The following is a 12,204-nucleotide window of genomic DNA, read 5'->3' as shown; positions in this document are numbered from 1 at the left end:
ACGCCATGCGCGATCCCTACGAAGTCCTCGGCGTCGCGCCGAGCGCCTCGGCGGAAGTCATCAAGACCGCCTACCGCAAGGCGGCGCGCCTCTACCACCCGGACCGCAACCCCGATCCGGGCGCCGCGGCGCGCTTTCGCGACATCCAGGCGGCCTACGATCTGCTTGCCGATGAGGCCAAGCGCCGCGACTACGACGCCCTGCGTCAACGCAACCTCATCGACGATCCGCTGCAGGAGGCCACATCCCTGTGGGCCTCGTACATTGAAAAGGTAATTTCTTGACCTCGTTTTACTTCGAAGACATTTTCGAGCGCTACGCCAGTGAAATCGACGACCTGCGCACCGACTCGGAAGGCAAGGACGTGCTCAAGAAGCGCGTCCGCGAGAAGCACAGCGAATTCCCCTTCCTGCTCTCGATGATCGACACCGCCCCCGAGATGGTGGCCTCCGCCCTCCACGGCGCCTTCCGTTTCACCTCGGGCAAAGCCTTGCACGCCGTATCGCAAAGCGAACCCGGCGACGGCCTCTTCCCGGCCTGGGACGAACTCGCCGAATCCCTCGACATCGCCCCGTGGGCCCAGCCGCTCATCGCCCAGAGCCTCAAGCAGGCCGGCGGCGCCGACTTCCTCGTCACCGCCGCGGTGCTCGAATGGATGCTCGGCAGCGGCGCCATTGCCCGTGCCGCCGCCCCCAGCACCAGCGATGAAGACGAAGACAGCGACGACCTCGGCGAAGCCGGCGAAGAGTGGCTGTCCGAGCAAGGCTTCGACGCCGTCGACCGTTAATCGAAAGGTTTTCTCCCCATGTCTGAGCTTGTCATCAAGCAAACCCATGCCTTGATCCAGGCCGGCGAAATCGCCGAAGCCGAAGCCAATCTCGCCGTCATCGCCGAACAGGAAGGCGACCACGCCCTGGTGGCGGTGCTCGACGAGATGGCCCCCAAGGACGTGCTGGCCGTCATGCGCGAATTCGACGCCAGCAAGGAATCGGTCATCAACCTGCTGGTCAGCCCCGAGCAGTTCGTCCAGGCCATCCTCCTCGAACGCCAGTACGGCGAGCCCCTCGAGAAGTACGTGCCGCGCCTGCGCAACACCATGAACGCCGTCATGCACCGCACCGGCCCGTCCTGCGCCGAAGTGCTGGAATGCCTCGCCGAGCACGACGAAGGCGTGCGCCTGCTGGCCGACTACTTCATCGACCACTACGACTCCCTGCTCGCCCTCGCCTTCCACGGCGTGTTCGAACAGGAGATCGACGCAGAAAAGGCCTTCGCCCCCAAGTCCGCCATCACCTGGGACGCCGAGCGCGTGGACGAGCTCGACCAGGGCCTGGAGATCGGTGACGCGATCGAGATGGTGCGCGTGCGCATGTCCCGCTCCGAAGTGGCCGACAGCGACTGGATGGAAACCGCCTGGGTGCTGCGCCACGAGTTCCAGGACACCTTCGAGCTGCTGGTCATCGAGATCCAGGACCGCCTCCAGCGCGCCGCCGAAGCCGCCCGCCTGCCGGCCGAATCCGAACCGGGCGTACCGCGCCTGGAAGAGGACGACGAAGAATCCGCGATCTGATCCGACGCCCATGTCCATCGATACCGCTCTCGCCACCGTCGACACCAGCCCCTATTTCGAACGGGTGCTGCGCCACGCGCTGAAGAACCACCACGTAGATGCCGGCCGCCTGGACGGCATCCACAAGGAAGGTGCCAAGGGCATTGTGCAGTTGGCGGCCTACTTCGGTACCGCCAACCTGCGCCCCGAACTGGAAATGGCCCGCAACCGGCTGGTGACCCTCGTCGGCCTGGCCCTCGAAGCGGAATCCGGTGGACGCATGGACGTCGCCACCCAACTGCTGCGCGACAAGACGCTGCTGGCCCTCTCCAAGGCCGGCGCCGACCGCCTGCGCAAGCTCCACGCCCTGCCCAGCGAGCGCCTGCTGGCCGGCCCCGAGGTGTTGCGCGAGAACGAGAAAGACTTTCTCGACAAGCACACCTCGGTCACGCCGATCACCTTCTCGCGCTACCTCGCCGAACGGCGCGCCCGCGAGCAGCACCAGCACCACATCGAGCTGGCCTACTGGCTGGCTGGCAAGTTCGGCGTGAGCCGCGACGACGCCACCGAATGGCACGTGTTCAGCGAATCGGTGATCAACAGCGCGCTGCTGATCCTGCTCAGCGAACGCAAGCCCGCCGGCTTCTTCAGCGTCGACCGCTTCATGAAGCTGCACGAAGCCGCGCTCAAGAAACGCAGCCCCGCCTTCCCGACCCTCGACGCCTGGCTGGAGGACGCCCCCGCCCACCTGCGCAGCCTGATGGAGAAGGAGAAGGAACGCTTCATCGCCAAGGTGCTGCCGGTGATCCGCGAAGTGCCCGCCACCGAGCTCTACCGCAACCAGGACCGCTTCTCCGGGCTGTTCTTCTTCGACACCAGCTCCGTCGACGAGATCACCCACCACGACAAGGCCCGCGCCGAAGAATGGCAGCACATCACCGGCCGCCAGGGCGACCACACCGACGTGCAGTGTGGCGTGCTGCTGATGATCGCCACCGGCGTCGAACCGACCCGCAGCCTGCGCAAGAAGGACGCCCTGCAGATCTGGGACAACTTCCGCGACAAGGGCTTCGACGAACAGGCCGTCGCCCACTTCATCGAAAACGTCGTCCCCTTCGAATACCAGGCCGACGTGCGCCGCATGTGGCTCGAAGACCTCGGCCCCGAAGCCCGCATGCAGCTCGACCAGCACGACGAGGGCGACGTCCTCGACTACCTGCAGGACACCTGCCGCGCCAGCTGGAAAAAACGCGGCTGACCCCCGGCATCGCGCCAAAACCATGACACCCCCATATCCGCAAGGCATCGCTTGCGGATAAAATCGCGCCTCCAACAATCGAGAGCCGGCAACAGATCGGCTCCGTCACCCTGTTCATGGAGACTGTCATGGGATTTCCCGCCCGGGTCCTGCCGGCCCTGACCACGCTGATCGGCAGCCTGCTGATTGCCAGCACCCCGCTGCACGCCGCCCCCGAAGCCTCTGTCGCGAGCGACACCATCCGCATCGGCCAGAGCGCCGCCCTCAGCGGCCCGCTGGCCGAGCTCGGCACCGAACTGCGCGACGGCGCCGACGCCTACCTCAAGTGGATCAACAGCAAGGGCGGCATCCACGGCAAGAAGATAGAACTCGTCAGCGACGACGACGCCTACGTGCCCGAACGCGCCGTGCAGAACGTCAAGAAGCAGCTCGACAACGACAAGGTGCTGGCCTTCCTCGGCATCATGGGCACCGCCAACTACTGGGCCGTCATGCCCCTGCTCGACGAACGCAAGGTGCCCTCCGTCGCCCCCTACACCGGCTCCGACGACCTGCGCAACCAGACCTCCCCCTACACCTTCTGGGTGCGCGCCAGCTACGGCGACGAAGCCGAGAAGATCGTCCGCCAGCTCACCACCACCGGCGTCACCCGCATCGCCGTTTTCTACCAGAACGATACCCTCGGCATCTCCGGCGTGGATGGCGTCACCAAGGCCCTGCGCAGGCGCAACCTGACCATTGCCGCCAAAGGCGCCTTCGACAAGAACACCCTCGACATCGCCCCCGCCGTGCGCAGCATCACCGCCGCCGACCCGCAGGCGGTGATCATGTTCAGCACATACAAGGCCACCGCCAACTTCGTCCGCAAGCTCAAGCAGGGCGGCAGCACCGCCCAGCTATTCGCCGTCTCCGTCGTCGGCGTCAAAGCCCTCGCCAACGAACTCGGCCCCGACGCCACCGGCATCGCCATCTCCCAGGTCATGCCCTACCCCGGCAACGCCGCGCTGCCGCTGGTGCGCGAATTCGAAGCCCTCCCCAAGCCCTTGCAACCCAAAGCCGGCCTCACCTACACCACGCTGGAAGGCTTCATCGCCGCCAAGGTCCTCGTCGAAGGCCTGCGCCGCGCCGGCCCCCAACCCACCCGCGAAAAACTCACCACCGCCCTCGAAAGCCTGCGCAACTACGACGCCGGCGGCTACACCCTCGACTTCGGCCCCGGCAAACGCCAGGGCTCCCACTTCGCCGAAGTCACCATCCTCGGCAGCGGCGGCAAGCTGCTGCACTAAGCGCGCAGCAGACACCAAGGGAGCCCGGAGGCCAAGGCCAACCGCGCTGAATCCTTCGAGCCCCTGAAACGCAAAAGTCAGAAGCGCCGTCACAATCACGACACAAATCTATTGCACAATCCGGCCCACGCATGGTAGGGTGCGCCACCAATTCACCAAGAAGCCCACCACCAACCGGGGCTTTTCGTGAATTTCAATAGCGCCTATCGCGCAAGCAGCGGCAACCCTCCCATCCAGACGCAGCGTTCCGAATTTGCCAGCCATGGCGCCAACGGAACGCCCGGATGCGAAGCCTTCCCCTTCTTGAAAACAAACCGGCGGACGAGCCATAGCGCGTCATCGCGTTTGGCACCGGCAAGCACTGCGTACCCACGACATCACGGGCAATCGGATTTGCTCGGTCGTGACGTCGCACTCCTGGGGTACGCCTCAAGACACGGTAGGCCTTGTCTTATTAAATTCATCCTGCATGGCACGCGCCATCTCAAAAAATAAAACTATGCACAACACCACACCCATCACTGTAGGCCGCTTCCGCGTTTCCCCCATGACGAAGCAAGACTCCGACGGCGGCTTTGCCGCATCGGTGTCCATCCACTCGGGCAGAGGCACATCCACCACGACCCGGATCATGCGTTTCAAACCCAGCTTCACGAGTCAAACCGCTGCCCTGCATTACGCCTCGACCGAAGGCGTCGCCTGGGCCCTTCAGAACTAACAGCAAGCCAACACACGATGGAATGCAAGAGCCGGCCAGCAAGGCTCTGGCAGCGCTCTTCGTCATGGCTGCGGCCCGTATGATGTCGATCATGGGTACCGCCACACCTTGAGCCCACCCACCTCCCGCACGCACAGCACGAAAAAGTCCGATCTTCCGAGCAAGATCTGCGCATGCTGCGGCAGGCCATTCCTGTGGCGAAAAGAATGGGCGTCAGTCTGGGCAGAGGTCAAATATTGCTCCGATAAAGCATCTCGCAACCCGGAAGTCATTTCTTGACCATGCGAAATGACTTCATCCATCTCATAAAAGTGTTCTGAGCCACCCGAATAAATTTCGGCACCTCCAGAACATTTATCTCGCATCACTGAATCCTCTTCGCCACCTCGCGAATGTTCTTCGCCTACCCGCGAAGTTCAATCGCCCCCCGCCGAACTCACTTCCGGGCTTCCGAGTGCATCACTTCACAGCCCAAAATGCATACGCCATCGTAGTGTATCGGGCATAGACAGCGTCTCCAGCTTCTTGCCCACCACACACACGCCATGGCCAACCCCACCAAAGTCCGCATGTCGCCGCAACATCTCAGGGCCGACGAAGACACCTACCGCGCCCTCAAAGGCATCCCCCACTACCAGCCGTACAAGGACGGCTACAGCTTCCCTGCCGTCAGCGCCGCCTACGAGCGCCTGAACGCCGCCCACGAAGCCGAGCTCCACGCCCGCAACACCCACGCCGCCACCCGCGACGCCCTCATCGCCGCGCAGCACGAATTCCACGAACTGATCCTCGGCGTGAAAAACCAGGTCAAGGCCATCTACGGCCCGGATTCGGACGAACTGGCGGCGCTGGGGTTGAAGAAGAAGTCGGAGAAGAAGGGGCGGGGGAAGGCGTCCGGCAAATCCGCAAATGAAGTAACCGTCGGTCGCAACAGTTGATACCCGGAGAATCCCCATGTCGATGATTGGAAATTTCCTAGCGTTACCCCAAACCGAACTGGATGCGCTATACGCTAATCCTGAGTCCGTTCCTATGGTCCTCTATGAAACGCAAGCATCTGAAACTGTTGATCTCGATAAGGCGTGGCACGGAATCCACTTCATGCTGACAGGAGAGCAATACGGCGGGGCTGGACCGCTTGCCCAAGTCATCATGGGTGGCATACCAATCGGCGAAGAAGATGTTGGTTACGGCCCCGCCAGGGGAATGTCTGCATCTGATGTCAAAGAAGTAGCAGTTGCACTTGGCCAAATATCGGAAACCGACTTTCGAGCTAGATTTGATCCAACTGCGTTGAGCAACGCCGATATCTATCCTCGGATTTGGGAAGATGGCGACGGCGCCTTGGACTACATTACAGATAACTTTCTTGAAGCCAAACGCTTTTACGAAATGGCTGCAGAAAGAGAATTGGCCGCAATTCTCTTCATCAACTGAACATCTCTAAGCTTTTGCATTTTCCTCACACGGACATATTGAAATCTCGCGCTGAACTCCAAGCATCCAGCGCGAGACAATATCAATCGACAACCTCTACCTCCTTGCATCATCAGTGCGTTCAGCACATTGCCAATTCGCGGACTTCTGGTGGCGGTACAATACGATGGCATATCCATTGCCTGTACCTCCCTAAAAGGAAACGCGCTTGTAGATGGGCTTGGTGGAATGGGCCTGTGCAAGCTTGTCATCGGGCATCTCCACCTCCCACAACTAAACGGAGGGCGGAGCAATGGCTCCTAATATCCGCCTAGGGACCAAGGAGAAACGTATGCCATTCACACCATTCCATTTCGGCCCCGGCGCAGTCCTTCATGCTCTGGCGCCACGCCGCGTCAGCTTTCTCGCCTTCTGCGCAGCCAATGTGGTGGTCGATATCGAGCCGCTGTATTACATGCTCACCCGCCAGTATCCGCTGCACCGCTTCTTCCATACCTTCATTGGGGTGTCCTTCGCGATAGGGCTGACGGTGGCCTTGTTTATCGGGCTGTTGAAAGCAAGTACCAAGGTCCGTTTCATTCCCAACCTGTTCGGCTGGAAGTCGCTCACCCCACTCCCCGTCATCGTCGGCGCCGTGCTTGGTGGCTATACCCACATCGTGCTGGATGGCCTGATGCACGGTGACATCCAGCCACTGGCGCCATTCAGTTCCGCCAATCCCTTTCAGGGGCTGGTATCGCTGGCTGCGTTGCATCGGTTCTGCATCTATGCAGGCGTGTTCGGACTGGCCGTGGTGGCGATACGCAGACTAACGCATCGCCGACGGACACAACCCATTCGCCCGTGAATGGCCAGCCCCTGTGCCCCGGTTCACAGACCGGATCATTACGGGAACATACAATGATGCCGAAAACATCCCCATCGACTCCGAGAAGAGAAACATGAAACGCGTCCTTGTTCCCGCAATTGTTCTGGTCGGCGCCATTGGCGTGCTGAGTGGCTGTGCGACCGAAGATTCCCGCAGCCTTGCCGTTGCCAAATCCGCGTCGGCGGCGCGGCCTTATAGTGGCGTGCGCAATCCCATTTCCGTGGGCAAGTTCGACAATCGCTCCACGTTCATGCGCGGCATTTTCACCGACGGGGTGGACCGCCTCGGTAGCCAGGCCAAGACGATCCTGATCGGGCATCTCCAGCAGAGCAACCGCTTCAATGTGCTGGACCGCGACAACATGAGCGAGATCAAGCAGGAGGCGGCGCTGAGCAAGACGACGCAGACCTTGAAGGGCGCGCGTTTCGTCATTACCGGTGATGTCACCGAATTCGGCCGGAAGGAAGTTGGCGATCACCAGTTGTTCGGCATCCTGGGGCGCGGCAAGCAGCAGATCGCCTATGCCAAAGTGACACTGAATGTAGTGGATGTGCAGACCGCTGAAGTCGTTTATTCGGCCCAGGGCGCTGGTGAATACAGTCTGTCCAACCGGGAGGTGATCGGTTTCGGCGGCACGGCCAGTTATGACTCGACCCTCAACGGCAAGGTGCTCGATCTGGCGATACGCGAGGCGGTGGACAGCCTCGTGGGCGGCATTGAAAGCGGCGCGTGGCGCCCCGTCAATTGATCCGCGCCGACGCCCTCGCCATGTATCGCTTTTGCAGAAATGGTTTGCTGGCCGCAGCAGTGCTGTCCGCCACCCTGACGACGGGCTGCGCCAACCGTCCGCAATCCGTCTATTACTGGGGCGACTATCAGCCCCAGGTCTACACCTATTTCAAGGGGGAAAAGGGGCCGGAGGATCAGATCCAGGCCCTGGAAGCGACGCGTGAAAAAGCCGCGGCCCAGGGCAAGCCCCTGCCCCCCGGCTTTCAGGCGCATCTGGCGATGCTGTACGGTCAGAGCGGGCGCACCGATCGCATGAAACAGAACCTCGAAGCAGAGAAGCAGCAGTTTCCGGAAAGCACAACGTTCATGGATTTCCTGCTGAAGAAGGTCTCCCCCTGACGGTCCGTCGAGGCACACGATGAAAGAGAAATACGCCATGAAATGGACCACCCTGCTTGCCGCCGCCTTGCTGCTGGGCGGCTGTGCGACGCAAGGCAAGAAATACGACTACTCGGCTTTCCAGCAAAGCCGGCCGGCCTCCATCCTCGTCCTTCCGCCCCTCAACGGTTCGCCGGACATCGGCGCAACCTACAGCCTGTGGTCGCAGACGACGCTCCCGCTGGCCGAGTCGGGCTATTACGTGCTCCCAGTGACGCTGGTCGACGAGGCCTTCCGGCAAAACGGCCTGACGGCGCCCGCCGACATCCACGAGATTGCCATCGACAAACTGCGCCAGATCTTCGGCGCGGATGCGGCGCTGTATATCAACGTCAAGCAATACGGCACGTCCTATATGGTGGTGTCGAGCGAGACGCGGGTGACAGCAAACGGCAAGCTGGTGGATCTGCGTTCCGGGGCAACCCTGTGGGAAGGCAGCGCAACGGCGTCCACCAGCGAGACCGACAATAACTCCGGCGGTGGCATTGTCGGTTTGCTGGTCAAGGCCATCATTTCCCAGATCGGCGACACCCTTTCCAACCGGGGACACGCTATTGCCGGCATCACCAGCAGCCGTCTGCTCTCGGCTGGGCAACCGAATGGAATTCTTTATGGACCCCGTTCTCCAAAGTATCTGAAGGACGGCTCGCCGACGCCTTGAGCGCCGGATGGGACAATCAGGCGGGGCGCTCAGCAAAGCCAACAGCAAGCTCCCCGCAAGAAATGCGAAAGACCAGCGAAAGACATTGCAGAGCATCGATGTCGAAGGGCTTTACACGCCACTTCAAGCTTTCACCCACATCTGCAGGAAATTTCTGATTAATTAATCATCTAATCGCGTCAGCCTGCTTCTTGCTTGGTGAGTTCAGTCGCAGCCTCTTGCAGCGCGACAAAACCCAAAGGAGGAAGACATGAGCAGAATGCTGGCCAGGATGCTGCGTACCACTCTTTCGCTGGTGCTGGTGGCGGGGGCAGTGAATGCGGAAGCAACCCTCTTCTCGGGAACGCTTTTTTACACCACCTACAACGGAGGGCAGAACGTCTGGAGCATCGATTTCAATTACAGCACCGCGACGAACAGCTATAACCTCACCAATAACACCAATATTGCTTCCACCAACGGTGCAGACGGCATCATCTTTGCGCCCAACGGGAATCTGCTGGTTGGCGGGCAGGGCTCCGGCAATGTCTATGAAGTGAACAAGACCAGTGGCGCCGTGGTGAATACCCAATTCACCGGAACGCCGACCTATCACCTTACCCTCGATCCAAACGGCAACAAGGTTTACACCAGCGATTTCGGCGGGAGACTCAACACGCTATCGCTCCCCATCGGCACGGGCAGTACGCCGACGACCATTACGGGGAACGATGGCGGCATCACGCAGATCGCGTTCGGCATGGGCGGTACGGTCTTCTATGTGAACGGAAGCCCCAACGGATTCGGCAACGTCGGCACCATCGATCTTTCCACCGGTGTCACCACACGTCTCCATTCGTCGGTTCTTCCCGCCCACGGACTGATCTTCGATCCATTCACCAACATGATCACCATGTTCGGTGATGGCCATACGGGCACGATGAATGCCACCGACGGTTCGGGCCTCAAGGTGAGCGGCACGCAATTCACCTGCGACTTCGACCAGGGCGCGGTCACCGGCACCGGTATCGCGTTGGTCGCCGGCTGTGGCCGACTGACCCTGCTGGACTATACCCAGTCTCATGACATCACGAATCCGGACTGGTTCGGCTCGATCTTCGTAAATGGAGCGATCGACGACGTGGCGCCACTCGTCGGTGCCGGCTCGCAATGCGGCACTCGCTGCAGCTCTGTTCCGGAACCGGCGACGCTGAGCCTGCTCGGCCTCGGCATCATCGGGGCACTACTGGCCCGCCGCCAAAGGGCCTGAAATTGCAGTGCTTCGTGCCGGACACCCACAGCCTGGCACGAAGACCCTTTTAACGCCCTTTTTCCATCATCGAACGACGGCGAAAGGAGCATTCATTCCGCATTCAAGCGACACTTTAATATTCCAATCTCGTAATCCAAATGACGTTTGCTAACATTCCATTCGTGTACTCCAATGCACAGACACGATTTCGGCAAACGTCTCGCCTTGCACCTCTCATAGGTGCTACGGCACGTGTGCCGTCCCCCAAAATGAGATTTCAGCGAGGCAATCCATGGATATCGATTTCCACTACTACGCCACCTACGTAGCAGCCGTCGTTGCAGGCTACAACACCACCGATGCCACATCGATCGCGCATGCCGCGCAGTACATCGATGACGCGACGCCGATCCGGCAGATCAAGACGGCCGATATCGAGACGATCGCCACGGTATTGCCAACCCTATCCAGCGATCCCCACGAGGAAACGGCGGTGGGCTCGGCCAACGACTGGAATCCGAACAAGATCGCCCGCCACCGGCGGATGTGGACGGCCTTCCATTTCCTGCCCGGCAATATCGGCCCCCATTACGCGGTGCCCTACAAGGGGCCACAGTCCGATTCGTCCGTCTATGGCGCGTGGAACTACAACGACGAGCTGGCCCAGTTGCAGTTCCAGTCCATGTGCCTGCCCGGCAGCCCGCTCGCGCTGGCAATGGTGGAGGACACGCTCAGGAATCATTCGCACGATCTGAAGATGATCGGCATCCGCATGCATGTGCTGATTGACACCTTTGCACACCAGCACTTTTGCGGCTCGGCGGCCTGGCATGTGAATGACGTGCACAACGATGGGCAGTATTACGACAAGAGCGGCAACATCACCAACATTGAGGTGGGCTTTTTCGACAAGACCGGCGGATCGGGCAACTACAACTCACTCAGCTTCACCGGGCACGGCCGCATGGGCCATCTGCCTGATTACCCGTGGATCACCTTCCTGTACCAGCCGCGCTGGTCGGACAAGACGATCACCCGCGACAACCCCACCCAGTACAGCCGGGCCTTCCGGGAAATGGCCCATGCGCTGTACTGCATCCGGACCGGCACGGAATACACCTACGGCCTGTCCGACGATGCGCTGCTCAGCAGGCTCGGTGTTTCCGGCGCGGTCTTTGCCACGGTGGACGAGATCATCCGCCTGCGCCCGAAGGGCGAGAGCGTTGGCGAGCGCACGGCTTACATTCTGTCGGACTGGACCGACGAGCGTTGCGAGAACTGGCGGGAAAGACTCAATGGCCAACGGTTCGAGCACGCCCTGCTGAAAGCAGCACCGCCGGACTACCAGGAAGCCCAATACCAGGAAGAGGCCGAAGCGTTGCTGGGCAGGAATCAGCCCATCAGCGGCAGCGCATACGCGGCGTGGCATGGCGCCGCGCTACAGCACCTGGACTTCGTGGACACCTACCTCGGCGAGCATAAGCTGGGCCGTCTGCTCGGCACCGTGCCCTTTGTGGGGGCCGCAGAGTTGAAGCACATCCTGGACAAGACCTGTTTCATCGCACCGCGCATGAACGAGAAGGAGGCCGTCGTCGAGGTGGAGAACGACAGCCGGGAGAGCGGCACGCCCATCCAGCTGTACGACCGCAAGCATTCCACGCCCGAAGTCCATTGGACGCCCAAGTACATCGGGAAGAATGAAGACGGCGACGATCTGTTCACCTTCCACAACGCGCGCATCGGCAAGTACCTCAGCGTGAAGGATGGTTTCGCCCGCAGCAGCGACCAGCCTTATGCGTTCCGTCTATCGGTGAGCTCCACGAACATCGGCGCAGGCTGGCCGAAACAGCCCCGCCATCTGTCGATCTGGGTGGATGAGGATCACGTGCTCAAGCTTGAAGACAACCAGTTCGGCGATAGCACCAAGCTGCAGGTCTGGGAGCCGGATCCGAACAATCCTCACTTCAACGACTGGCTCGTCCAGGCCGCCAGCTGAGACATTCCAGCGCAGGCTCCGCCGCCGCGCTCT

General features: G+C 61.0%; 14 protein-coding genes. All 14 read left to right on the top strand.

The window, feature by feature from the left end; all coding sequences use genetic code 11:
• The first annotated feature begins 5 nt into the window (after nt 1-5).
• Nucleotides 6-284, top strand: a complete 279-nt coding sequence (locus tag AC3QL2_RS13530; protein ID WP_493230917.1) for a DnaJ domain-containing protein — start codon at nt 6-8, stop codon at nt 282-284.
• A complete protein-coding gene (locus AC3QL2_RS13525) occupies nt 281-787 on the top strand; it encodes a hypothetical protein (RefSeq protein ID WP_493230916.1) in 507 nt (168 codons plus the stop codon). The genes AC3QL2_RS13530 and AC3QL2_RS13525 overlap by 4 nt, the downstream gene beginning before the upstream one ends.
• An 18-nt stretch (nt 788-805) precedes the next feature.
• Entirely contained in the window at nt 806-1,570 is a 765-nt protein-coding gene (locus AC3QL2_RS13520; protein ID WP_493230915.1) for a hypothetical protein, read from the top strand.
• Nucleotides 1,571-1,580: 10 nt separating this feature from the next.
• A complete protein-coding gene (locus tag AC3QL2_RS13515) occupies nt 1,581-2,807 on the top strand; it encodes a hypothetical protein (RefSeq protein ID WP_493230914.1) in 1,227 nt (408 codons plus the stop codon).
• Nucleotides 2,808-2,935: 128 nt separating this feature from the next.
• Nucleotides 2,936-4,093, top strand: coding sequence for an ABC transporter substrate-binding protein (locus tag AC3QL2_RS13510; protein ID WP_493230913.1), 1,158 nt, complete (start codon nt 2,936-2,938; stop codon nt 4,091-4,093).
• A gap of 826 nt (nt 4,094-4,919) precedes the next feature.
• The gene (locus tag AC3QL2_RS13505; protein ID WP_493230911.1) at nt 4,920-5,090 is read left to right on the top strand and encodes a DUF2256 domain-containing protein; all 171 of its coding nucleotides are present in this window, start codon (nt 4,920-4,922) and stop codon (nt 5,088-5,090) included.
• A 290-nt stretch (nt 5,091-5,380) separates the two neighbouring features.
• Nucleotides 5,381-5,749, top strand: a complete 369-nt coding sequence (locus AC3QL2_RS13500; protein WP_493230910.1) for a hypothetical protein — start codon at nt 5,381-5,383, stop codon at nt 5,747-5,749.
• A gap of 16 nt (nt 5,750-5,765) precedes the next feature.
• Nucleotides 5,766-6,248 (top strand): YfbM family protein, encoded by a 483-nt coding sequence (locus AC3QL2_RS13495; protein WP_493230909.1) that lies wholly within the window; start codon nt 5,766-5,768, stop codon nt 6,246-6,248.
• Nucleotides 6,249-6,579: 331 nt separating this feature from the next.
• Nucleotides 6,580-7,095 carry a hypothetical protein gene (locus tag AC3QL2_RS13490; RefSeq protein ID WP_493230908.1) on the top strand — a complete coding sequence of 172 codons (516 nt, stop codon included), beginning with the start codon at nt 6,580-6,582 and terminating at the stop codon, nt 7,093-7,095.
• A gap of 94 nt (nt 7,096-7,189) precedes the next feature.
• Nucleotides 7,190-7,864 (top strand): CsgG/HfaB family protein, encoded by a 675-nt coding sequence (locus tag AC3QL2_RS13485; protein WP_493230907.1) that lies wholly within the window; start codon nt 7,190-7,192, stop codon nt 7,862-7,864.
• A complete protein-coding gene (locus AC3QL2_RS13480; RefSeq protein ID WP_493230906.1) occupies nt 7,861-8,244 on the top strand; it encodes a DUF4810 domain-containing protein in 384 nt (127 codons plus the stop codon). Before AC3QL2_RS13485 ends, AC3QL2_RS13480 begins: the two co-directional genes overlap by 4 nt.
• A gap of 37 nt (nt 8,245-8,281) precedes the next feature.
• On the top strand, nt 8,282-8,944 hold the full coding sequence (locus AC3QL2_RS13475) for a DUF799 domain-containing protein (RefSeq protein ID WP_493230905.1): 663 nt from the start codon (nt 8,282-8,284) through the stop codon (nt 8,942-8,944).
• Between the two features lie 250 nt (nt 8,945-9,194).
• Nucleotides 9,195-10,193 (top strand): PEP-CTERM sorting domain-containing protein, encoded by a 999-nt coding sequence (locus tag AC3QL2_RS13470; protein WP_493230904.1) that lies wholly within the window; start codon nt 9,195-9,197, stop codon nt 10,191-10,193.
• A 274-nt stretch (nt 10,194-10,467) separates the two neighbouring features.
• Nucleotides 10,468-12,171, top strand: a complete 1,704-nt coding sequence (locus AC3QL2_RS13465; protein ID WP_493230903.1) for a DUF6765 family protein — start codon at nt 10,468-10,470, stop codon at nt 12,169-12,171.
• Nucleotides 12,172-12,204: the final 33 nt, after the last annotated feature.

This window comes from Zoogloea sp. GW822-FHT05C07 (assembly GCF_058800215.1).
The sequence above is the reverse complement of the archived record's forward strand: the minus strand, read 5'-3'. Positions and strand labels throughout refer to the sequence as shown.